Annotated in this window: 18 protein-coding genes and 2 pseudogenes; 16 read left to right on the top strand and 4 right to left on the bottom strand. The window is 59.7% G+C overall.

Features of this window, described 5'->3' with window-relative positions:
• Positions 1 to 97: 97 nt before the first annotated feature.
• Genes BMY84_RS27445 through BMY84_RS27435 form a run of 3 tightly spaced genes read left to right on the top strand, consistent with a single transcriptional unit; the run spans position 98 to position 2,272 of the window.
• Positions 98 to 1,288: a DUF932 domain-containing protein gene (locus BMY84_RS27445; protein WP_093088243.1), complete on the top strand. Its 1,191-nt coding sequence runs from the start codon at positions 98 to 100 to the stop codon at positions 1,286 to 1,288.
• A gap of 41 nt (positions 1,289 to 1,329) precedes the next feature.
• Positions 1,330 to 1,959, top strand: a complete 630-nt coding sequence (locus tag BMY84_RS27440; RefSeq protein WP_218147050.1) for a hypothetical protein — start codon at positions 1,330 to 1,332, stop codon at positions 1,957 to 1,959.
• Positions 1,952 to 2,272: a hypothetical protein gene (locus tag BMY84_RS27435; protein WP_218147049.1), complete on the top strand. Its 321-nt coding sequence runs from the start codon at positions 1,952 to 1,954 to the stop codon at positions 2,270 to 2,272. Before BMY84_RS27440 ends, BMY84_RS27435 begins: the two co-directional genes overlap by 8 nt.
• Before the next feature lie 60 nt (positions 2,273 to 2,332).
• Here BMY84_RS27435 and BMY84_RS27430 read toward each other — a convergent pair.
• Positions 2,333 to 2,609 (bottom strand): annotated as a pseudogene (locus BMY84_RS27430) (HU family DNA-binding protein).
• A 127-nt stretch (positions 2,610 to 2,736) separates the two neighbouring features.
• Positions 2,737 to 3,093, bottom strand: coding sequence for a hypothetical protein (locus BMY84_RS30710; protein WP_256215483.1), 357 nt, complete (start codon positions 3,091 to 3,093; stop codon positions 2,737 to 2,739).
• Between the two features lie 154 nt (positions 3,094 to 3,247).
• Here BMY84_RS30710 and BMY84_RS27420 point away from each other — a divergent pair, with 154 nt between their 5' ends.
• The 4 genes from BMY84_RS27420 (at position 3,248) to BMY84_RS27405 (ending at position 6,419) form a co-directional block, all read left to right on the top strand.
• Positions 3,248 to 3,706 (top strand): DUF736 domain-containing protein, encoded by a 459-nt coding sequence (locus tag BMY84_RS27420; RefSeq protein WP_093088224.1) that lies wholly within the window; start codon positions 3,248 to 3,250, stop codon positions 3,704 to 3,706.
• Positions 3,707 to 3,789: 83 nt separating this feature from the next.
• Complete coding sequence (locus tag BMY84_RS27415) at positions 3,790 to 4,800, top strand: DUF2493 domain-containing protein (protein WP_093088222.1); 1,011 nt, start codon at positions 3,790 to 3,792, stop codon at positions 4,798 to 4,800.
• 11 nt (positions 4,801 to 4,811) lie between these two features.
• Complete coding sequence (locus BMY84_RS27410) at positions 4,812 to 5,027, top strand: DUF6117 family protein (protein WP_017503383.1); 216 nt, start codon at positions 4,812 to 4,814, stop codon at positions 5,025 to 5,027.
• A 408-nt stretch (positions 5,028 to 5,435) separates the two neighbouring features.
• Positions 5,436 to 6,419 (top strand): SLOG family protein, encoded by a 984-nt coding sequence (locus BMY84_RS27405; protein WP_093088221.1) that lies wholly within the window; start codon positions 5,436 to 5,438, stop codon positions 6,417 to 6,419.
• Positions 6,420 to 6,605: 186 nt separating this feature from the next.
• Here the strand turns inward: BMY84_RS27405 and BMY84_RS27400 are convergent, their stop codons facing one another.
• Complete coding sequence (locus BMY84_RS27400) at positions 6,606 to 6,866, bottom strand: hypothetical protein (protein WP_093088219.1); 261 nt, start codon at positions 6,864 to 6,866, stop codon at positions 6,606 to 6,608.
• A gap of 483 nt (positions 6,867 to 7,349) precedes the next feature.
• Here BMY84_RS27400 and BMY84_RS27390 point away from each other — a divergent pair, with 483 nt between their 5' ends.
• The 7 genes from BMY84_RS27390 (at position 7,350) to BMY84_RS27360 (ending at position 19,107) form a co-directional block, all read left to right on the top strand.
• Positions 7,350 to 7,652 (top strand): hypothetical protein, encoded by a 303-nt coding sequence (locus BMY84_RS27390; RefSeq protein ID WP_093088217.1) that lies wholly within the window; start codon positions 7,350 to 7,352, stop codon positions 7,650 to 7,652.
• A complete protein-coding gene (locus BMY84_RS27385; RefSeq protein ID WP_093088215.1) occupies positions 7,649 to 9,652 on the top strand; it encodes a type IV secretion system DNA-binding domain-containing protein in 2,004 nt (667 codons plus the stop codon). The genes BMY84_RS27390 and BMY84_RS27385 overlap by 4 nt, the downstream gene beginning before the upstream one ends.
• Positions 9,649 to 12,582, top strand: coding sequence for a MobF family relaxase (mobF, locus tag BMY84_RS27380; protein WP_093088214.1), 2,934 nt, complete (start codon positions 9,649 to 9,651; stop codon positions 12,580 to 12,582). The genes BMY84_RS27385 and mobF overlap by 4 nt, the downstream gene beginning before the upstream one ends.
• On the top strand, positions 12,566 to 13,066 hold the full coding sequence (locus BMY84_RS27375; protein ID WP_256215482.1) for a lytic transglycosylase domain-containing protein: 501 nt from the start codon (positions 12,566 to 12,568) through the stop codon (positions 13,064 to 13,066). Before mobF ends, BMY84_RS27375 begins: the two co-directional genes overlap by 17 nt.
• A gap of 931 nt (positions 13,067 to 13,997) precedes the next feature.
• On the top strand, positions 13,998 to 15,860 hold the full coding sequence (locus BMY84_RS27370) for an AAA family ATPase (protein WP_177204236.1): 1,863 nt from the start codon (positions 13,998 to 14,000) through the stop codon (positions 15,858 to 15,860).
• Positions 15,860 to 16,990 carry an endonuclease gene (locus tag BMY84_RS27365; RefSeq protein WP_143075193.1) on the top strand — a complete coding sequence of 377 codons (1,131 nt, stop codon included), beginning with the start codon at positions 15,860 to 15,862 and terminating at the stop codon, positions 16,988 to 16,990. Before BMY84_RS27370 ends, BMY84_RS27365 begins: the two co-directional genes overlap by 1 nt.
• Positions 16,991 to 17,820: 830 nt before the next feature.
• Positions 17,821 to 19,107, top strand: coding sequence for a tyrosine-type recombinase/integrase (locus BMY84_RS27360; RefSeq protein ID WP_093088209.1), 1,287 nt, complete (start codon positions 17,821 to 17,823; stop codon positions 19,105 to 19,107).
• On the opposite strand, the gene BMY84_RS27355 is transcribed toward BMY84_RS27360, so the two are convergent.
• The gene (locus BMY84_RS27355; RefSeq protein ID WP_093088208.1) at positions 19,092 to 19,289 is read right to left on the bottom strand and encodes a helix-turn-helix transcriptional regulator; all 198 of its coding nucleotides are present in this window, start codon (positions 19,287 to 19,289) and stop codon (positions 19,092 to 19,094) included. The genes BMY84_RS27360 and BMY84_RS27355 overlap by 16 nt on opposite strands.
• Before the next feature lie 1,455 nt (positions 19,290 to 20,744).
• On the opposite strand from BMY84_RS27355, the gene BMY84_RS27345 reads away from it, so the two are divergent.
• Together BMY84_RS27345 and BMY84_RS27340 are read left to right on the top strand one after the other, a co-directional pair.
• On the top strand, positions 20,745 to 21,152 hold the full coding sequence (locus tag BMY84_RS27345; RefSeq protein WP_371262459.1) for a tyrosine-type recombinase/integrase: 408 nt from the start codon (positions 20,745 to 20,747) through the stop codon (positions 21,150 to 21,152).
• Positions 21,103 to 21,682, top strand: a pseudogene (locus tag BMY84_RS27340) (transposase); the annotation flags it as partial. The gene BMY84_RS27345 and the pseudogene BMY84_RS27340, both read left to right, overlap by 50 nt.

Genomic DNA, 21,682 nt, shown 5'->3' with positions numbered 1-21,682 from the left:
CCTGCCGTGACGGCAGGAGGGAGGGGGAGAGGATGGGATGGCGAAGGTTGGGGAATGGCCCACCGGATCGTCAGTCCATCCAATTCTGGAGGTTCCCATGACTGCAATCACTGCATCTCAGAGCGCTGTCACGCGCCCCTATCGCGTCGATGTTTCACGCGGACAGAACATCTCACGTGTGTCGTCGGAATGGTTCAACCGCCCCCAGGACGAGCGCTATCTCTCTCTAGGTGATCTCTACGACAGTGTACGGACACGAGCGGAGCGCGCCACGACCCGTATCGTCGAGAGCCGGACGGTTCGTGTCGAAGCCCGCAGCGACGAGCCTGAGCGCCTTTCGCTCATTTTGTCGGAAGATCACGAGCCGGTCGCGCCGACCAACTGGTCCTTCGGCCAACTCTGCAGTCTGGTCGGCGCGCCGGCTTCCTATTTGCGCCAGCTTCCCGCAGCCCTTGCCGGCATCAACCTTCAGCACGGCTTGATCCGGCATCCGGGCGAGCATGTGAAGATGCTACAGACAAGCGATGGCCGCACTGAGCTGCGCGCCGTCACCGGCCCCGATTATGGCCGCATCTGGGATCATGAACTGGTCGGCGCGGTCATGAAGATCGCGGGTAACGGCACCGGCGACACACGCTGGAAGGTGCCCGGCGTTCTCGATTGGGGATCCATGACCTACAATCCGCATGTCGATGTGAGCAGCGAAACGACAACCCTCTATGCCTCCGACCGGGACGTGTTCCTGTTTCTCGTCGACGACCTCCATCCGATTGAGGCGGGCCGACTGCCCAATGGCGATCCCGACCTCTATTTTCGTGGATTTTATTGCTGGAACTCAGAAGTCGGCTCCAAGTCATTGGGAATAGCGACATTCTATCTTCGCGCTGTGTGTCAGAATCGCAATCTCTGGGGAGTCGAGAATTTCCAGGAGATCAACATCCGGCACTCGAAATTCGCGGCGAACCGCTTCGCCCACGAGGCGGCGCCGGCGCTAGCCCATTTTGCCGACAGTTCCCCCCGATCCTTTATCGATGGCATCACCGCGGCAAGATCCGCCGTCGTCGCGCGCAGGGACGAAGACCGGGAGAGCTTCCTCCGCAAGGAAGGTTTTTCCAAGGCCGAGACCGCAAAGATCATTGCGACCGTCCTGGCTGAAGAGGGGCATCCGCCGGCTTCGGTTTACGACTTCGTGCAGGGCATCACCGCACTCGCGCGCAGCCGCCCGCATCAGGATGGTCGCCTGGAGCTTGAAGGCAAGGCCCGCAAGCTTCTCGAACGCGCTCGTTGATCGACCCGGCACCACCCATCTAAAATTCAAGGAGATTTGTTATGGCTCACCTGACCACGACGACGCGTGTCTATCGCATCGATGTCGACTTTTTCAGCGGGGGCGACCAGTTCGCCTCCGAGATTATTTCATTCGAAATCGAGGAGGGGGCTGAAGTCTGGACCGCGGCCTATCTCGCCGCTGAAGGCTCAACCTATTTCGACCTGCGGATCCCAAAGCTTTCCTACAGCTTCAGTTTCGTTCCCGGCTTTCCTGACGAGCCCGACCCGACTTCGCCTGCCGGCGCCCTGAAACCTGTCTGCCGAGACTGCGGTTGCGACATGCTCGCGCGCGACGCCAGCGCGAGATGGGACGCCCATCGACAGGCGTGGGCGATTTCAGGTGTCTATGACTGCACCTTCTGCGACCTCTGCAACGCGGAAAGCGATGATCTTGCCAGATGGGTTCCGGCGGATGATCTCACACCTTTCGACCGCTTCGCCGCCGCATTGGTCGATGCGCTGTCCTCGCCGGAACTTGCCCTCGACAGCGCGTTTCACATGTTCTGCGTCGATCATGCACTCACCCATACAGTTGAAGATGCCCGGGCCGCCTGGATCGAAGCTGTGGCGCGGGAGTCCTCCGCAACCGGGGGGGATTTCCTTCCTGGGATTGGAGTTGACCATGCATAGTCCGATCCCGGATGCGGCGTATGTGCGTCGCTTCAACGCGCGTCTGGCTGAACTCAACTCGCCAGCGCGCGTCGCGTTGACACGCCTCGACGCCCATTCCGGTATGCTGGAACTGCGCGACGACGAGGAGAATTTCCTCGAACTCATCCCAGGCGATGCTTCGCCGGACATGGCTGCGATCGCATTCAGGCTCTACGCCCGCGGCTATAATCTGGGTGTTCGCGGCGGCGAAGAGTCGGCCTTTGCAAAACTGAGACACCTCATTGGTGCAGCAAATGCATCCATCCCATTCCCCATGAATATGAGGGGCTAGCCGCTCGGGACTATGCTTCGCAGGTAGAGGCGTCCCGCGTCCGGGACGCCTCCCTGAATTTCAGCCGTTGAGCTGATCCTTCACCGCCTTGGCAGGCGTGAAAGCGAGCTTCTTCGAAGCGGCGATCTGAATGGTCGCGCCGGTCGAGGGATTTCGGCCTTCACGAGCCGGACTTTCCTTGACCTTGAACTTGCCAAAAATCATTCAGCGAGACTTCGTCACCCTTGGCAGCGGCTCCGGTAATCTGCGCGAAGATCGTATCGACAAACTTGCGGGCATCCGCCTTGGTCAGGCCATGTTCGCCGGCAAGCGCTTCAGCCAGGTCGCTATTGTTCATGTCGCATCCTTGTTGAGTGAGAGGCGCCAGCCTTAGTAGCTGACCTCTTGGGTTTGAAGCCCGTTTTTTATGGCGGCTTGGTGCCTAACCTTTGGGGATAGTGAAACGGGGAAGGTTAGCCAGCGGGTCAGTGCGTATTGCCGTCTTCAATATCTTCTCCATCGGGGCCACGGCCGGTCATTATGTACCATTGCTCCATCGTAGAAGGCGCGCCGATTAGGCGTTCATACCCTGCGCAAACATGCAAGGCGGCGTCATGCTCGTCATACCGGTCGAGGACTTCCAGGCATCTGACCAGGGTATCTCGAACCTCTGCAAGCTCGTCAGGTAATTCGCGTTTGGGGGAATGATCCATATTGAAGCCTCCATATTGGAGGGTAACTGGCACGTGGGGACCGTGCACGGACAATTGCCGCCAGATCGGCTGCAATTTTCCGCTGGCCGCTGCCAGTGGCGAGACATCCACTGCATCTATCTGTTTCATCGGATCGATTACAAAATATGGGTTTGGGGGACAGGAGGCTCCTTCGGGAACCACGGTAGTGCAGGACGGAGCCGCTGCGTTTGAGAGTGGAGAAGGATCTTGGAGAGTGTCGCATTCGAATGGTCGAGAGCGGCATTTCCAAGGAGTTGAGGTTATGAATATCGGTGAAATCAAGCCCGTGAACGGTCGTCTTATCGGTCATATCGCGACCCGTTCGATCGACTTGCCACGGCTTGGGCTTCGGCCTGTCGAAAGCACCAATGAGCGCGCGCCCGTCTTCGAGATCGTGGCGCTCAATGTCGGGCAGCGCTGGGTTCAGATCGGTGCGCTATGGGAGGCGACCGCTAACAAGACCGGAGAGAGCTTCCTTCAGGGATCGCTCGACGATCCGAGCCTGGCCGAGCCGCTGCCTATCGCTCTCTTCGGGACCGATGCCGAAGGCTACCGGGTCGCATGGCGTCGCCGCGATGCCCTGAGTGGCTTTGGCGGCGGACAGCGCTCGGAGCGTCCGGCGATGGGCGGCGAGGTCATGGGCGGGTTCGGCGCGAGCACCGCTGGCATGGACGGCAGCTACATGGGCGGCAGCGACTTCGACGACGAAGTGCCTCACTGAGGTCTTTGTGCGTCATGGGCCGGGGGAGCAATGGCTTCCCCGGCCTTTCTTTTTGTCTGCCGATTTTGGAAAGGACGCGCATCATGGCTAATGCCCTGCGCCACAGCATTGATCGCTTTGCTGACTTGCCTACCCTTTACGCACAGATGGTCGCGACGCCGGAATATCAGGCGGCTTTTGGCGACCCAATGCCGCTCTCCATTGCTGAGCCTGGAGATGCGCCAGCCGAACATGAGATGCCTGAGCCGATCGCGGCGCAAGCCGAGTGTGGCGGCATCATCGCAGCGATCTTTGACCTCTTTACCGGCACCCGTCTGGAACCCCTTGCGCCTGATATCGCCTGGGGCTTCGTCAACAGCTTCCATTTTCTCGCAGGGAAGCTGGAAAAGCGCGAGGACGGTTTCGCCAAGGAGCTGGGTGAACTTGCGCGAGACCCGGAGGGGAGCGAGATCTATGCCCGCTCGGTTGAAGAAAAGCAGCTTCAGTGCCAGTCGATCGCCGAGCAGCGGCAGGCGATCGAATGTATGCGCGACTATGCCGCCGAAATGTACCGAGCGCAGTCGGGCTGGCCGTGGTCGCCGGCGAGAGGCACGCGGGCCTCTTCTGCATCGAGCGCTAGCCAGATCGCGGCGATCGATTTCCTGCGTGCGCGGCAGCTCGAACAGCGCGAACGTCACCTGCCGCAAGGGCCGGTGGTGGTCGTTACTGGGCCGGCCGACTGGCATGACTGGCAGGCAATATGGGCACGGCTTGACGCCATCCATGCGCGGGTCTCCCACATGACCTTGGTCACCACCGGGCAACGCCGCGGTGTGGATCAGATCGCCGCCGCCTGGGCTGCGCGCAGTGGCGTTGAAGTGCCGGTCGTGCGTTACGGTCTATATGGAACGGGGCGGAAAACCGCCTTCACCCGCAATCGCAAAATCCTCGATTTGAAACCAGTCGAGGCAGTGCTCTGTGAAGGATCAGGCGTGCAGGCCAATCTCTATCAGCTGCTGCGCCACGCTAATGTGCCGATCCATGCCTTGCGCAAGGCGGACCAAGCCGCTGATGCCGTGAAGATCCCGTCGCGCGCTTCGCGCCGTGGCTATTAAGAGGGGATAGTATGGCGATACCAGACTATCTCAGCGCCAACTTCAAGACGCTGCTTCGGGCGGCGGAAGATGGCAATCTTGCCCTGATGGAATGCCAGGATGCAACATCGGGGGAACCCCGTTACGTCATTTGCGCAGTCGGACGGGAGGAGGGGGCCTATCTCATGACCCCTTTCGGCCACCTCGCTGAAGGAAACCCATATGACGCCTATCGGCCGCCGATCTGAAGGCGATTGACGAAATTCAAGCCTTCCCTGGGACCGCAGCCGATCCGGCGCGCGGTCCCTTTTTTTGTCAGCGGCGGTGCTCGGGGCAATGTCGGATGGGCGGTTGGGCACATGTTGCGTGAGGACCATAGCACCCCAGGGGGCATCGAGCCCCCTGGGGTGCTGCCACACTTCTTCTCTCAAGTCTTTTAAGCATGGCACGGGGACAGCGCCGGCCTCAAGGACGACGGGGCCCCACCATTTTTTTCGGCAGGCAGGCGGCAGCCCGTTCATGCTTGGTTTGCCGCGTGCCGAAAAAAATCGTGCCCCCCATCGCCGCTCCGCGGTCGGGGCTGCGCCCCGATCCTTGACCCCGTCACTCGGAGCCCGTGCAGGGGAGGAGACCTCTTTCCATCATAGGAGGTTTTCATGACCAAGGCATTGCGTTCCGTCCGTAGCTTCACCGAGATTGCCGCTCTCATTGCTGATGAAAGCGCGGTCACGTCCGACAGCTTTCTCGCCGCTTTCGAGACGGACCTTGATGGCGTGAGGGTGAGCCGGGACGACGAAGAGCGCGCAGGGCACATGCCCGATGCGACGCAAGTCCAGTTCGCGGTCGAGTTGATCGTGACGACGCTCTTCGACGTTCTACGGGATACCAGGCTGGAGAAGGTGGCAGGGCGCATCGCATGGGGCATCGTTCACAGTTTCCATCGGGTGAGCGATCAGGCAGCGGGACAAGCCGATGGCGCGGCAAGGCAGATGCGCGACCTTCTCCGGCAGGTTGACGGTAGCGAAATCCACGCCGTGGAGCTGGAGCGCGCGCATGAGGAGCTGGCCTTTCTCGACGAGGCTGCAGACGCTCTGGCCTGCATGCGGGACCATGCCGCAGCGGTTTATCATAACGAGACCGGCAGGCCCTGGTCGGCGCCAAGGGCGACGTTGGTATCTTCCAAGCGGACTGCCAGCGTCATCAACGGGACGGACTATCTCGCGGCGCGACGCCAGCGCCGGATCGGACAGCATCACCCCGAAGGACCGTTGGTGGTTTTCTCCGGCGGAAGTCAGTGGGCGGACCCGGAGCCGATCTGGAAGGCTCTGTCGAGGGCCAAGGCGATCCGGCCGCAAATGGTTCTTCTGACCACGGCCCAGAATAGCGGCGGCGACGCAATTGCCGAGGCGTGGGCGGCAAAGACCAGGACGCCGGTGGTGAAACTGGGCATCGACAAGGCGCGCTGGGGAAATCGCGCCGGGTTCGTGCGCAACGATCAGATCGCGCGGTTGCGGCCAGTCGAGGCCATCGTCGCTGAAGGGAGCGGTATCCAAGCTCAGCTGGTGAGGGTGATGCGCTCCATCGGTGTCGCGCCGGTGTTACTCTCACTCTATGACGGCCCGGCGCACTGGGCTGACTGACGCCGCGAAGGATATGCGGGAGCTGTCGGGCGCGGGTCCGATAGCTCCCACTTTTTTTGTCTGTCGCTCTATGTCGTTGCCCTCAAGGACAGGCGCTGCGCGCCCGTCCCGTCGGGCAACGATGCCGCATTCTTGGGAACGCGGGCCTCCTGCGCGCGGCTTCGCCGTGCTCGTCGCAGGGACGCCCTATGGGCGCTTTTCCGGTTGGGATTTTGAGGCCGGCGCAAGGCTTTTCAATGCAGCGATAGCGGTTGGCCCACCCACCCTGATCGCGTGCTGAAGCAGGTCGCGAAAGTCTCTTTCGCTGAGCTTCTCAACCTCCATGTCGCTTATGATGGAGGCATATTTGCCGCGCAGAGCGCGGCGGGCGTCGAGGATCTCTTGCGCTATTTTCGTCTGGCGCGCTTCGAGGTCTGCGAGCCGATCACGGTCATTCAACTTGGGCATTGATCATCCTTTCACATTGGATGGTCTGCCCGCCGATCACAATATCGAGGATCATCGCAACGAATGCAATCTGTCGCGCAGATCGATTTGCTGCTGCTGCGTTCCGCAGGAAAGGAAATCCTCTTCGGGGTGCCCCGCGCCTTCCGGCACGAGGCAGCGCAGCGGGGCGAGCCCGCTGCGACGAGGGGACGCACGCACAGGGCGTATTGTAATGCACCGTACGCACGGGTGCTGCGGGCGCGAATCACAAGGATATCTGCGGGTCTTGGCCCGGTGCCCGTTGGTGCCGGTGTCGCCTTTCTCGGCGGGAACTGGCACCAAACGGGCACCGATTGGGGACAATGCGAGGCTAAGTGTTTGATAAGCTTTGGCACCATGGAGGTGCCTGTTACCTAGATGTAAGGCATTGAGATCGCCTGAAATTCCGGGTATAAAGGCCGGGCTTCACCCCATCTGGACAGGCAACGAACAGGAGTTCGGCGCTTGCCCAGGATCAACATCAGATTGAAGGACGCTCTCCATGGGCGTCTCGTCGCCGGCGCCCGATCGGCGCGGCTCAGCGTTCCAGAATATGTCCGCGACATCCTCGATCGGTTCGAAGGGGTCGATGCCGGCGGCTATCATGGCCGCTTCGATGAGGTGCAGGCGACCCTCATCCAGGTCTTCGCCATTCTGGCAGCCTCGGTAGGAACGCGACGCCCCGATATTCTTCAGAAGGGCATGGATGATGCCCGCGCTCTACTCCTCGAACGGGGGCTGCTCGCGCCCGAAGATGGTGCGCTATGAGCATCTTTCGCAATGACACGCTGGGCTCCTGGACTCGTGGTGGCCAGGCCATCGTTCACAATGTCAGGATGACGACCCAGGTCTTCTTCCAGACTTCGCTCGCAGGCCTTGTGATCTGGATCGGCGGTATCATCTGGTACGTGCTTGAAAAATCCAGCGACTATCAACGCTTCGTCGCGATGAAGATTGCCGAAGCCACGTTGAAGAGTGACGTACCGGGCGGCGCACCGATCCTGTTCAGGACCCCGGCTGGCCGCCAATATTGGACGAACTCGGACATGCTGCTGGCCTCTCCCATCGCAAAAAAGACCATGCAGGCGATGGAGCAGCATCTGATTTATGGGGCGGCCCTGTCAGGTGCCTTCGCCGCGGTCATGCTTCTTTGGGCCTGGTTCTATTTCACCCGAACCGGGAAGGGTCTCGGCTCCAATCAGTTCATTCGGGGCGCCCGGTTCGGGACAGCCCGACAGTTGCGCCGTCTGCTGTGGCGTTCGCGGCGGGGAAGCTTCGCCATCGGCGGCGTACCGGTCCCGGAGGAGTTCGAGCCAGAGCATATCCTGATCTGCGGTGCGCCGGGGACGGGCAAGACCAACATCATCGTTAAGATGCTGGCGGGGATGCGCAGCAAGGGGCGTCGGGCGATCGTATTCGATACCGCCGGCACCTTCGTCGAGAAATTCTACCGGCCAGGGCACGACATATTGCTGAACCCGCTCGATGCGCGAGCGGACAGCTGGTCCCCCTGGGTCGATGTGCCGCGCGACTATCATTATGATCAAATCGCGGAATCCACGATCCCGGACAAGGGAGGCGATCCCTTCTGGGCAAAGGCGGCAAGAGGCACATTGGTCGCCGTCTTCCGCAAGCTCGCCAAGAACAGGCAAATGCTCATCTCGGTCTTGCTCGACACCCTGCTTCGGAGCCCCTTGAAGACGCTGGCCGCCTTTGCGGAAGGGACCGATGCCGCCGCCTTCATCTCGATGGAGGGGGATCGAACGTCCGCTGGCATTCGTGCCGAGCTGGCTTCCGTCATGCGCAGCTTCTCTTATCTGGATGACACGCTGGATGGTTTCTCGGTGCGCGACTGGGTCGCCAATGAAGAGGATGACAGCTGGCTTTTCATTACGGTTAAAGCCGATCAGCTCCCCTCCCTGCGGCCGCTGGTGACGGTCTGGCTCGATATCGCGATCAGCGCGATCATGAGCCTTCCGCCTGACCAGAAGCGACGCCTCTATTGCGTCATCGATGAACTGCCGACGCTCCAGCGGCTGCCTTCACTCAGTGACTTCCTGGCGCGCGCCCGCAAATATGGCGGGTGCGGTATATTGGGGTTCCAGTCCTATCCCCAGCTGGAGGCAACCTATGGCATCCAGGATGCGGCGGCGATTACTGGCTATTGCTCGACCTGGGTGGCGCTACGGGCAAACGATACGCCCACGGCGAAGCATGTCTCGGAGAATTTAGGGCAGGTCGAGCAGGTAGAGGCCAATGAGGGCATGTCCTATGGGGTCAACGACATGCGGGACGGCGTCAACCTCTCCCGCATGCAGGTCACCCGTCCGCTGGTCATGCACACCGAAGTTACGAACCTCCCCAACCTGTCGGGCTTTCTGCGGTTTGGAAGAAATCTGCCGGTCGTTCATTTTAGGGATCGGTACAATGGGCTGCCGACGATCGAGCCGGCATTTGTCGAGCGAACCGAACCAGCCAAGCGTTTCGATGACAGCAACGATCCGTCTCAGCCTGAGACGTCACCGCAACGGAAGCGTCGTCGCACTGAGAAGAAAGCGTCAACAGAGCCGGAGCTGCCCCTGGCGAGCGGTTCCCCCAAAAAGCCAGCACCGAATGAGCCGCTCACCGATGAAGGCAACGAAGTGTCGGAACCGGCCGGGAACGCCCCGATTGTTGATCCGCCTAAGCTCCTTGGACCAAGGAGTGGTTTCAAGCTCCACAAGCATAGCCGGTCCAACGGCCAGCGAGACGATGCGAGGCCGGCATGATGCATCCGCGCCGCCTGAAGGGCACGGCGGGCAACATCGCCCGCTATTACACCGTGGGGGACTATTATACGAAGGGAGAAGCGGAGACTTCCTCCTGGGGTGGCGCGATGGCGGGCGAGCTGGGGCTGCGCGGAGAAGTGGATCCCGCGCAGTTTAAGGCGTTGCTCAGCGGCGCGGTCGCAGACCAGCAGCTGGGGCGTCGGCGAGCGGAGGGGATCGACCATCATCCGGGGTGGGACTTTGCGATCAGCGCGCCCAAATCGGTGTCGATCATGGCGCTGGCTCTTGGCGACGAGAGAATAATTGCTGCGCATGAGAAGGCCATCGACGCGGCGCTCTCCTATCTTGAGGAACATGCCCAGCTGCGCCGCCGGGAGGAGGGGAAAGTCGTCCATGAGACGACGGGTCGGCTCTTGTGGGCACGTTTTACCGAGCACGCCAGCCGTGAGCTTGATCCCCATCTCCACACTCATGTCGTCATCCTCAACATGACGAACCGCGACCCCGGAGACCCGATGGCCAGTCTCGAAACGCGGGCCATGTATGCCGAGCAGATGGCGAGCGGACAGATTTACCGGAACGCCCTTGCCCACCAGTTGAGGGAGCATGGATTTCAGATCGACTTCGATCCCCGGCGGGGATTGTTCGAAATCAGAGGGGTGCCAAAGGCGCTGATCACCGAGATGTCGCAACGCGCCGAGCAGATCAACGCCCATGCCGCTGAGCATGGCCTTTCGGGACAGGCGGCGCGCCGCCAGAGTTTCTACGAGACGCGCGGCCCAAAGGTGAAAGTGGGGCTGAACGAGCTCCATGATCGCTGGCAAATGCGAATCGGACGCTATGAACCGGCGCTTGGCGCTATCCTCGCCGAAGCACGGGAGGCTGGCGATCGCCCCGTCCCGGTGGAGGCCGCGGACGCAGCCCGGGCGGCCCTGTTCGGCATCAGGCAATCGGAGGGGCGGGAGGCTGTAAACTCCCTTGGTCGCCTCATTGCGACCGGCCTTGCTTCCCATGTGGGTGAGGTCCGCTTCGAAGACCTGAGACCGCTCCTGACCGACCATGAGAGCCGCCGTAAGTTGCTGGCGACGCGGGGGCAGACGGGCGACGCCATCCTCACACGAGGGCGAACCAGCCGCAGGACGGTAAGGATCGAACAGGCTCTGACCCAACACCTTGCGCTGTCGCTGGGCGACGGCCGGCAGGTCGCCAGTGCAGACCGGCTGCTTCCTGTCCTGGAAGGCGGCATCCTGAGTCCTGCGCAGGAGCAGGCCCTCGTCCACATGGCATTATCGGGAGACCGGATTACGGCCGTGCACGGTGTGGCAGGGGCGGGGAAATCGATGTTGGTTCGCTCGCTCAAGGATGCGGCACATACCGGGAAGGTTCTGACGGCGCTTGCGCCGACGTCATCTGCTGCCGCTGAGCTGGGTGACCGCGCGGAGATTGCGTCCCGGACCGTCGCCAGCCTGTTAGCGAGCGGCGGGCATGGCCTGAGCGACAAAGATGTCTTGATCCTTGATGAGGCCGGACAGCTTGGAAACCGCCAGGCGCTGCGCGTGCTGGAGATCAGCAGGGCAACCGGCGCGCGGCTCATCCTGCTGGGAGACAATCGACAGACCGGCGCGATCGAACAGGGGAAGGCATTCTGGCTCATGCAGAAGCTCGGCATGGCAACCGCCGAGCTGGTGGAGTCCCGGCGGCAGGAAACCAAGGCGATGAAGCTTGCCGTCACCCATGCCCGCGCCGGTGATTATGCTGGTTCGATTGAACATCTCGATAAGGTGGTTAGCGGCGCTGATGCGGAGGAGCTTGCCAAGAGCCTTGTTGCCGAATGGAAGCGCCTCAAGCCTGAAAGCCGGGCAACCACGAACATCCTCGTTCTGGAGAATGCCACGCGCTTGATCGTCAACAGCCAGATCCGCGAGACATTGCAGCGAGAGGGCGTCGTTGCCGCCGAGGACACCCGGCTCGCTGTCCTGACACCCGCCGGACTTAGCGATCAGGAGAAGCAGATGGCCCGCTTCTATTCCGGTGGCCAGGTCCTGAAATTCAACCGTGATCAGGTTGGTGCTGGGCTGGCGCGCGACGGCGAATATCGGGTCATTGCGGTGGTCCGCGATGCAAAGGGGCGGCAGCTCGTGCGATTGGCTGACGAACAGGGGCGCATCCACAATTGGGATCCCCGGACGAGCAAGGCCGCGCAGGTGAACGTGTTCTTGTCGGAGCATCGCAACCTCGCTGCGGGCGATCGCATCCAGTGGCGGCTCGCGACCAAGGAACTGGATCTCAAAAACGCCGAACGCGGGACGGTGGAAAAGCTCGAAGGCATGATAGCCACGGTTCGTTGGGACCGCAGCGATCGGGTGCAGCAGATCGATCTTGGACGCCATTCCACTTGGGACCATGGTTATGCGGAGACCGTATATTCTGCCCAGTCAAAAACCTACGACCGGGTCTATGTTCTCGCACCCGTGGCCTCACCGCTCGTCAATGGGCAGAACTTCTACACTGCCATCACGCGAGCACGATACGGCGTCAAACTCTGGACGGAGGACGCCATGAAGCTGGTCGCCAAGCTCGCAGAGCGTACCGGCGAGAAAACTTCGGCACTCGAAGGATTGGGGCGGCTCGAGCGAGATCACAGCAAGCGCTTTGCCGCTCGGAACGAAGCGCGCTTAAATGGAATGAGGCTCGATCAGCTTGAGGAGCGGCGCAAGGCGGAGGGCAGGGTGCTCGCGCGCCAGCTTGATCAGCGAGGGCCAAACCGCACACTCGCCGGACGCCTTGCGGGCAATGCCCGTTCGTTGTTCGAGACGCTCGATCGTCATTTGCAGACACTTGTCGGGGAGCGAAAGGCCCAGGCTTCTAAGGCCCAGGAGCGTGTCGTCGACAGGAAACCCGAGGAGCGATTGCATGGCCATGATCGGTAAGCGTTTCATGTTGATCATAGTGCTGACCCTCTGGCAGTCCGATGCTCGTGCGGTACCTGCTGGTCATGATGCGATCGCTGAAAGTAGGGTCGCCAAATGTATCAGACAAGCGGCGGGCGGACAGAGATGGCTCGAAGTGACCTTGTGGGGATTGCGCGACCAGGAAGGTGGATGGATCGGTGCTGCTGTGAAGAACAGCGACGGGAGCCATGATCTAGGGCCACTCCAGATCAATAGCTGGTGGGTGCCCAGGATCGCTGATATGTTGGAACGTCCGCCGCAAGACGTTCGCCACTGGCTGCGGTATGACCCATGCTTCAACGCCAACGCGGCCCGCTGGATTTTCGTTTCTGCCCTGACGTCGACCGGCAGCTTTTGGGAAGCAGTTGGTGTCTATCACAGCCCGAGTTTGGATCGACAGAAGCGATACTCGCACAGCGTTGCGGAACATTTGAAGCGTCGATTTGGTGAGACGATCTTCTAGACATCTAGTTCGAGTGATGGCGGCGGTACGTGATTCTTGAACAAATGTCTCGCATGGCTGCCTGTACAACTGAACTGGTCGCCACGCATTCCGCCAAAGGCTGTGGCGGCACCAGCTAGCTCAGCATTCTGATCCGAAGTCGCGCTCTTCGTCCGTTTCGTATCAGCCTGCCGTCGTTCAGATGCCAGCGATACGAGAATACGTCAGTTTCGAAGACGGCGGCCGGATCCCCTAGGTGTGACCACGTTGGCAGATGCTTCAACATTAGCAGCGAGCTGCTCAAGCATACGCCGGTTACCCAGACGCATGGCGATCGATGTTGACTCTAAGGCGCGCGACACGATTTTCAGCTGAGTGTCTATCATATGCAGGCTGGCGGTCGGTTTCGGAAGAAAAATGCATCTTTACTTCGATGTTACATGCCTGCGAGACAAGGCTGCGGACTAGCATGGGATTCGGTAAAATGCGGTATGTAGATCGAAACAAGGTGCCACCGCCGGCGTGTCTTTCCGATGAGAATACAGCGCAAGCCAGATCGAGACTGCTTGAATTATTCGCTCAGGATAAAGACGTAATTGCGCATCGACGTGCTGGCATGACCGACTTTGCGCTTCAACATAATGAGCTCGACCATGCCGTCATGGAGTTGTTCGACAACCGTTGCGCTTTCTGCGAGACTGAGAGGCCCGTGCTTCCATATAGGTTCAGACCGGTGGAAGACGCTGGTCCTAGTTCGAACGTCGCCGCGCCCGACGCAACGCGAACCCATCTCTATTATACTTGGCTGGCTAATGCCTGGGAAAATATCTACGCCATCTGCGAAAGATGCTGGCCTCGGGACGCGTCAGTCTTTCCCGTCAGGTCGACGCGCTGTCCCCTTCCAAATCTAGGTGAAATTGAGGCAGAGCTAGAGGCTGCTCCGGGTCGCTGGGTGGATCCAATCCGCGAAGATGCGTTGCTTATCGATCCGTGCGAGCCAATCAATTTCTCCTCGCATTTCTTACCCCTTCCGTCTGGCATGCTGATCCCCAAAGGGGACCGTGGCGCGACGACGATCGAGCATTTCCGTCTCAACCGGGAAGATCTTGTTATCCCCCGGCAGCGGCAGTTTGAATATCGGCTCGACGCTCTCGCGCGCTTGCATGACCGGAGGCACCGCACTGACATAAAGGGCGGACTCTTCGATTTCGATCATATGGAATTTGGGGGGAGTTGGCGTTGCCTGTTGCTCCAGCTCGGCAAGATGATGAGCTCGTCGACGCTGAAGCTTGGACGGGAAAAGGAGCTGGAGCGGTTTTTTGTCGAGAGAATGAAGGCACCGCGTGCTCGTGAGCAGCTTCTCGCCGCCATATATAGTCTGAATAGCGATCCGGATCGTTATGCAAAACCGCGCCTGAAACGCTGGAGGGCAGGTGCGGGACGGAGCTGGCCAAAGGCGATACGAATAGAGAACTTTAAATCGCTGGAGTGTCTCGAGTTTGCGTTGGAAGAGCCGGCCAAAGATGTCGCCGACGGGAGGAAGCGGCAGGGGAAAGTGCGGGCGCCTTTGCTCATGATTTTGGGCGAAAATGCCACCGGCAAAAGCTCGGTGCTGGAGGCAATCACGCTTGCCTTGGCGGACGATCATACTCTAGCAGATCGCGATCTCGAACCCGTATCCCTGATGCTCGATCCGGAATATCTTGGCGGTCCGCCGAACGCGGCGCTTCAGGGTGCAAGGCTATCCGTCGATTATGAATGGGATGAACATACAAGCCTTGAGATCGGACTGCATGGCTTCGTAACTTGGTCAAGCCACGAACATAGTCGCATTCCGGTCTTTGCCTATGGCGCGTTTAGGGTGTTCGTCGCCCAGCCGGGGCGGTTGCGACCGCCATCAGGTATCCGCTCCCTCTTCGAACCGGACCATATCCTTCCCGATCCGGAAGCGTGGCTAGTTTCGATCGCGCATCTGCCCGTCTTCGCCGAAGTTGTGCGCGCGCTTCGTGCCATATTAGCGCTGGAACAGGATTTCGACCTGATTCGGGTGGCTGGCGGGCGCTGCTATCTCGATACCGTCGTGCCCGGACCAAACGGGCCGGTCACCGCTCCAACCCCGCTGTCGCTTGTCTCCTCGGGCTTCCGGTCGGTGCTGGGCATGGTCTGTGATGTGCTTCGCGGGCTGATCTCTGTTCAGGACAAGCGCGGTGCATCGCTGGCGAATGCGCGGGCGGTGGTGCTCATCGACGAGATCGAGACACATCTTCATCCGCGCTGGAAAATGCAGATCGTCAAAGGGTTGCGCGAGGCACTACCTGGGGTCGTCTTCATAGCCACGACCCATGACCCCCTTTGCCTGCGCGGCCTTTCGAGAGATGAGGTCGTGGTTCTGCGCCGTTCAAGCCGACCGCTGCAGCTACATCCGGGGCCGCTTGTTCTGATCGAAAAAATGCTCGATCTTCCGTCGATCGACACGATGACCGTCGAGCAATTGCTGACGTCAGACTTTTTCCAGCTCTTCACTACCGACGCAGAACAGGTGGAAACAAGCTTTGCTCGTGTCGGCGATCTTCTTGCGCGAACGCAGGCGGATAAATCGCCTATCGCAGATGCTGAACGAGCAGAGCGGCTGCGTCAGGAAATCCGGCAGCAAATAGGCAGGGCGCTGCCCATCGGTTCGACCGACGTCGAGCGGCTCGTCCAGGAAGCGGTCGAAAAATATCTGCAGGATCGCAGCGTTAAGCCGGCCGATCAGTTGCCCCGGCTTCGATCCGACACGCGCGATGAGATCGTGCGTCTGCTGGAGCAAATTTGATGCGGTATGTCGATCGCACCAGCGTGGCAGCGCCAGACAGTCTGACATCGTCTTCGGGAATAGGTATCCGGGAACATGGCCGGCTGAAGAACTATCATGATGATACGGTGCCAGGTCCGCTGGATCAACATGGGGTAGCACAACCAAAGAAAAAACCAAGCTTTCGCGCTTATAAGGAGGATGATGTCCGCCATGCGCTAGAGGATTTGTTTCACGGCAAATGTGCCTATTGCGAAACGCGCTATGACTTGACGGCTCCAGTCGATGTCGAGCATTTCCGGCCCAAAGGTGCGGTCGAAGGGGAGGAGCATAGCGGCTACTGGTGGCTGGCCGCAACCTGGTGGAACCTTCTTCCGAGCTGCATTGACTGCAACCGCCGGCGCGAGCAGGAGACGCCGGACTGCCTTCCCAGTCTGCTGGCGCTTCTCAACGATGAGCGAGCAACCCGGCTGAGCACAATGAAGTCGGGCAAAGGAGCCTGCTTCCCGATCGAGGGCGTTCGGGTAGAGCAACTTCCTGAGGGCGACATGCTGGGGCCTCATGCAGCAGAGGAGGCCATGCTGATTGATCCCTGCGCAGAAGATCCGCGCGCCCATTTGCGCTTTATGATCGACCGCCGCAATCCACTCGGTATCGTCTTTCCTTTCTCCGATGTCGCCGACGAAGACGGCATTGCACTGCCGCTCCTGTCCGAAGATGTCGAAGCTGTAAAAGCGGCAGCTCACGCAGCGGGTGCAAGCGTCAAAGGCGCCGTCTCAATCCAGATGTTCGGTCTTAATCGCCTCGCGCTGGTGCAGGAGCGAACACGGATATTGCGCCGACTCGAGATACTGGGACACAGTGTGCGGGATCTGTCCGTCACTGCTGACAGGCTCTCGAGCTTGTCCGTCCACGGTGAAGCGCAGCACGTCATAGACGATGCCGTCCTCAAGCTGCGGTCGACAGTGAGCAGGCTACTGTCGGACGTCAGGGCCATGGCGGCTCCCAAGTCGCCGTTTTCCGAACTGGCACGGGCCTGGATCCAGGCATTTACGCAAGATCTAGCCCAAGAAGCAGTCGAACTTCCTGATGAGCAAGCCACCACGGCCGCCAATGACGAGGAGGGCCCTGCCGCACAAGCAACTGGCTAGGAATTCCGGCACGGCGGATCAATTCAGCTAGCTTTCAAAACGGGGCGGGCGGCTGCCTTTCTAGGAATTTGGACTTGGTATCGGCGTTGGCAGCGACGCCTTCGGTTGACCGACTTCTGATCGCGGTTTCTTTTCCAACTTGGTCAGCTGCAGGCTTTGATTGCGACGAGAGCGTCTCGATCAGTGCGCGAAAATTGCGCTCACCAAGTTTTTGGACGACAAGGCCGCGAACATTGTAGTGTAACGTCAGCACAGCTGCGTACGTGCCGTAACGATCTCGTCGCGAATTCTTGCCTGACGCGAGCCAAGTTCCTTGAGCCGGTCGAGTTCGGACATTTTCGGAATTGCCATAATTCCGTGCATGATCGGCCTGCTAAGGTCAATTGCGACAGACAGGCGTGACATTGCAAGGGGGCATCGTTCTAGTATTTCCAATAGGGGTTAGGGGCAAAAGCGGTCGCAGGTTCATTTTCTAGGGCGTCCTTGGGCTTTGCGTTTCACCGAAATGATACAGCGGGAAAGGCTGTCATAGGCCTCCTTTGCGAAAGGCTTCTCGTTTGGATGACATGCTATGACCGCCCCCTCATGAGCGGCTGCAAAAATGTAGTTTGAGGACAAAGCGCTCTCCCGCAACCAAACTACGGTCCAAAAAGACCAACAAAGTCTCAAATGGGCATCAAAAAATAGCCTATATTCAGGCTGCTATCTCATGTAATATGATCTCACACAGGATCATAACCGCCCAGGTGGTTACCATGAGATTTGTTGGTAAATTTGTTGGTGCAAAGTTAGGATTCAAGTCTCGCGCACGGCGTCCAGGAGACTGATCCGTGCTGACCGATACCCTTATCCAATCCATCATTCCTGCCGCCCGCCCCATCAAGAAAGCCGATGGTGGCGGTCTCAATATCTGCGTCCTGCCAAACGGCCGACGCGAGTGGCGGCTCTCGTACCGTTTCGATTACAAGCAGAAAAGCATCACCGGTGGTGACTATCCCTTGATGAGCATTGATCGCGCCCGTGTCTGGCGCGAGGAGATGAAAGCGGTTCTCTCAGCGGGAAATGATCCAGCTGACATCAAGCGGCAGCTAAAATATGAGGATCAGGCCGAGCGGACGACGTTCTGCCAACTGGCCCAGGAATGGATGCTTGCCAAGCGACCGGGATGGTCCGATCGCTACGCGGGTGTGATCGAGCGTCGGCTCGAGGCCGACATTTTTCCCACTATCGGAAAACTGCCTGTGCGATCAATCTTGCCGCGCGACATGCTCAATGCTCTCAAGGCCATTGAGGACCGCAGCGCGTTCGAGATGGCGCATCGGGTGCGGGCCTATTGCAGCGAAATCTTCCGGTTCGGCATTCCAGACGGTCGGGTTCTTACGGATCCTTGTCGTGATCTGGGCACCGTAATGCGCAAGCGCGCGGCGGTCACGCATCGATCAAAGATACCGATCAAGGAATTGCCGCGCTTCTATGCTGCGCTGAACGCAGATACGGGCTCTCGGCTAAGCCAACTTGCCTTGCGTTGGACGATTCTCACCATGGTCCGGACGACCGAAACCCGGCATGCACAGTGGATTGAGTTTGAGGGCTTGGGCGGCCCTGAGCCGCTGTGGCGCATTCCAGCCGAGCGAATGAAGATGCGCGTAGAGCATCTCGTGCCGTTGCCACCGCAGGCGGTTGCTTTGCTCCGGGAAATCAAGGAGCTCAACGTCTATGGGAAATATGGGAATGAGCGGTTCGGCCAATATTTGTTCCCGGTAATCGGCAACCAGGGGGACACGATCAGTTCGAACCGCATGCTGGTCTTGCTTCAACGGCTAGGGGTTGGCGACAAGGCGACAGTGCATGGATTTCGTTCTATAGCCAGCACCGTGCTGAATGAAACCGGGCTGTTCAAGGCGGATTGGATCGAGCTGCAGCTGGCACATGTACCCGGCGGTGTCCGTGCCGTCTACAACGCCGCGCGCTATCTGTCCCACCGTCGGCAGATGCTCGAATGGTGGGCCGACTATCTCGACAAGGCCGAACAGGCTTCAGCGGCGATCGCCATTGAGAAGGCGACGCCGGCAAAGCCCAATGTCGGGGCGCTGGAGTGGTTTCAGTCCTCTTGGTAGGCGCTTGGTGCCTGCATCCAGCGTAGGATCCTCGAAAGGCGCCAGGCCACCGCTCTGGCGCCGATCTTTTCCGGCGCCGGGAATGTTCCAAGGTGGATGTCGCGATAGATGGAAGCCTTCGGCTTGCCCGTCTTCGCGATCACGGCGCTCAGTCGCAGAAACTGCTCGTTCTTATCGTCCATATGCAAACCAACTCCAAGTGTTGATCTGCCCGCAGGAACAGTATGACGAGAGTGCAGGAAAGTATCAATATGTCCTGCGGAAAATATGTAATGCAGTTTGTCCAGTAATGCCGCGAAAAAAGGCTTGCGGATTTCAGTAAGGCCGTTCCAGAGAGGAGGGAGTGAAGAGGTTGAAATGAAGCGTGGGTTTTATGTTCTGAAATTTGGTCAGGCCGCTGGCGAGTAGCAACGCATTGCCCCTATCGATGAGCTGCTACTGGAAGGCGGTGGGCATCTACCATAGCCCCAACGGGATCCGCCAACGCCGCTATGCGGCCCAGGTCGCGGTTCATCTGCAAAAGCGGTTCGGGTCCGACGTCTTCGGGTCGCGCAAGGACGTTCAGGCGAGGTCGGTTCCCTGACCTTCATACATGTTGGTACGGGCTCGATCGCTAGACGGCGGTTGAGATAGCGGATCATTATTCGTCTAACAATCGTGAGAACGATTATCTAGTTTTCGGGGAAATATTTGGTCACCGTATTCTAGTGCCCCGGGTCATCAGGCCTTACCGGCAACTGGAAAGTCGACGATCACGTCGAATTTCGTCGGCCAGCGGCGAGCAGCTTCCTTAAAAGACTTATTGCCAAAACCATAACTACCTTATTTAACCTTGCCAATGTCTGCTCGAGGATAAGTGACAATGGCCATTATCATTGAACCGTAATCTAAAGGCATTTATAGTCTCAGTAGACAATTCGGAAAGGAAACAGCGTGAAAGATGCGTCAAAGCGGCCCTTGCGCGGGCTACGTGCCTTCCTAGCGCTGCCCGAAGACGGGCAGGACGATCGAGAGATCGTCCGCCTGCGCACGAGTGCGAAGCCAAGCGATTTCGATAACACGTTGGACTAGGGCGACGGCGATCAGATCGAAAAGGCGGAAGCATCGGCGACTGAGGCGCTATGGCCGGAGGAAACCGAGCGCTCCGTTGCTCGAGTGGCGCCTGCAGTATTGGCACGCCTGGCTCATGTGAATTCTATCCTTCCCGCGCCGGGACAGCGATGGGCATATGGGGCGCGGAAGCAGGAGATGGCGTCACGCCATGCATTGCGGGAGGCAGAACGGGTGCGCACGCCATTGGAGCGCTTCGAGACTGTTCTGGCTCATCTCCCGACGACCGGTCGCCCTTCCGTCGATCTTGATCTGATATCCGCCACCTCAGCCGCCAGTGCGGCCAACACCGTCCGAGGCCTGCTCACCGATATGCAAGGGTTCGGCGAGGCCTGCAGGCGGCGCGGTGTGAGCGCGCTTCCTGCGCAGTCCGCTCGGTGATCGCCTTCCTGCGTGCCAGGGCAGACGGGGAGGGGGCAAAGCCCGCTAAGGCGGCCACGCTCTCCCGCATACTTTGGGCTATCGGCACCTGTCACCGACTCTTCAAGCTCGACGATCCAACCCGTGACGATCTGGTCGCTTTGGAGATGAAGGCTCTGCGTCGTCGCCTCGGTACCGCGCAGACCCAAGCACGACCGCTTCGCTTCAAGGGAGCGGTGCGCGACCCGGTGCAGGAGCCGGCTCGAGGCGTGAGCGTGCAGACTTTGTTGAAGGCATGTGGCAGCGATGAAATGGGGTTGAGGGATTACGCTCTGCTCTCGATCGCTTATGATACGGGCCTGCGTGCCTCGGAATTAGTGGCGATCGAGTTCACGCACATCCTGCCGGCCAGCGATCCGCATAGCCGACTAGTCGCCATCCCCCGACACAAGGGCGACCAAGTGATCTGCCCCCCGTTGAGTGGCCCAAAGACTATGATAGTCTGGACCACGAAAGGGACGACGAATGCCGAGCAAGAAGCACAAGCCGGAAGAGATTATCGGCAAGCTGCGTGAAGTTGAGATTGTGCTGGCACAGGGAGCGAGCACGGCCGAAGCCTGCCGCCGGATCGCGGTCAGCGAGCAGACCTATTATCGCTGGCGGAAGGAATATGGCGGCCTGAAGACCGACCAGGCGCGGCGGATGAAGGATTTGGAGAAAGAGAACCAGCGTCTTCGCCGGGCGATCTCGGACCTGACGCTGGACAAGCTGATTCTGCAGGAGGCTGCCAAGGGAAACTTCTGAGCCCTGCGCGGCGGCGGCGCTGCATCGATCATTTGCGACGAGAGCTTCCGGTGTCCGAGCGACGGATATGCCAGGTGCTGGGTCAGCATCGATCGACACAGCGCAAGGTGCCGCGCGGGGCGGATGACGAACAGGCACTGACAGAGGATATCATCGCTTTGGCGAAGGAATATGGCCGTTATGGCTATCGCCGGGTGACGGCATTACTGTGCCATGCGGGATGGACGGTGAACCATAAACGGGTTGAGCGGATCTGGCGGCGTGAGGGGCTGAAGGTTCCGCTGCGCCAGCCAAAGCGGGG

It is taken from the genome of Sphingobium sp. AP50 (assembly GCF_900109095.1).
In the GTDB taxonomy this organism is placed as follows: Bacteria; Pseudomonadota; Alphaproteobacteria; order Sphingomonadales; family Sphingomonadaceae; genus Sphingobium.
The sequence above is the reverse complement of the archived record's forward strand: the minus strand, read 5'-3'. Positions and strand labels throughout refer to the sequence as shown.

Excerpts from the sequence above, each read along its gene's own strand:
- BMY84_RS27445 (WP_093088243.1), top strand. The coding sequence starts at position 98 with ATGACTGCAATCACTGCATCTCAGAGCGCTGTCACGCGCCCCTATCGC.
- BMY84_RS27440 (WP_218147050.1), top strand. The coding sequence starts at position 1,330 with ATGGCTCACCTGACCACGACGACGCGTGTCTATCGCATCGATGTCGAC.
- BMY84_RS27435 (WP_218147049.1), top strand. The coding sequence starts at position 1,952 with ATGCATAGTCCGATCCCGGATGCGGCGTATGTGCGTCGCTTCAACGCG.
- BMY84_RS30710 (WP_256215483.1), bottom strand. The coding sequence starts at position 3,093 with ATGAAACAGATAGATGCAGTGGATGTCTCGCCACTGGCAGCGGCCAGC.
- BMY84_RS27420 (WP_093088224.1), top strand. The coding sequence starts at position 3,248 with ATGAATATCGGTGAAATCAAGCCCGTGAACGGTCGTCTTATCGGTCAT.
- BMY84_RS27415 (WP_093088222.1), top strand. The coding sequence starts at position 3,790 with ATGGCTAATGCCCTGCGCCACAGCATTGATCGCTTTGCTGACTTGCCT.
- BMY84_RS27410 (WP_017503383.1), top strand. The coding sequence starts at position 4,812 with ATGGCGATACCAGACTATCTCAGCGCCAACTTCAAGACGCTGCTTCGG.
- BMY84_RS27405 (WP_093088221.1), top strand. The coding sequence starts at position 5,436 with ATGACCAAGGCATTGCGTTCCGTCCGTAGCTTCACCGAGATTGCCGCT.
- BMY84_RS27400 (WP_093088219.1), bottom strand. The coding sequence starts at position 6,866 with ATGCCCAAGTTGAATGACCGTGATCGGCTCGCAGACCTCGAAGCGCGC.
- BMY84_RS27385 (WP_093088215.1), top strand. The coding sequence starts at position 7,649 with ATGAGCATCTTTCGCAATGACACGCTGGGCTCCTGGACTCGTGGTGGC.
- mobF (WP_093088214.1), top strand. The coding sequence starts at position 9,649 with ATGATGCATCCGCGCCGCCTGAAGGGCACGGCGGGCAACATCGCCCGC.
- BMY84_RS27375 (WP_256215482.1), top strand. The coding sequence starts at position 12,566 with ATGGCCATGATCGGTAAGCGTTTCATGTTGATCATAGTGCTGACCCTC.
- BMY84_RS27365 (WP_143075193.1), top strand. The coding sequence starts at position 15,860 with ATGCGGTATGTCGATCGCACCAGCGTGGCAGCGCCAGACAGTCTGACA.
- BMY84_RS27355 (WP_093088208.1), bottom strand. The coding sequence starts at position 19,289 with ATGGACGATAAGAACGAGCAGTTTCTGCGACTGAGCGCCGTGATCGCG.
- BMY84_RS27345 (WP_371262459.1), top strand. The coding sequence starts at position 20,745 with ATGAAGGCTCTGCGTCGTCGCCTCGGTACCGCGCAGACCCAAGCACGA.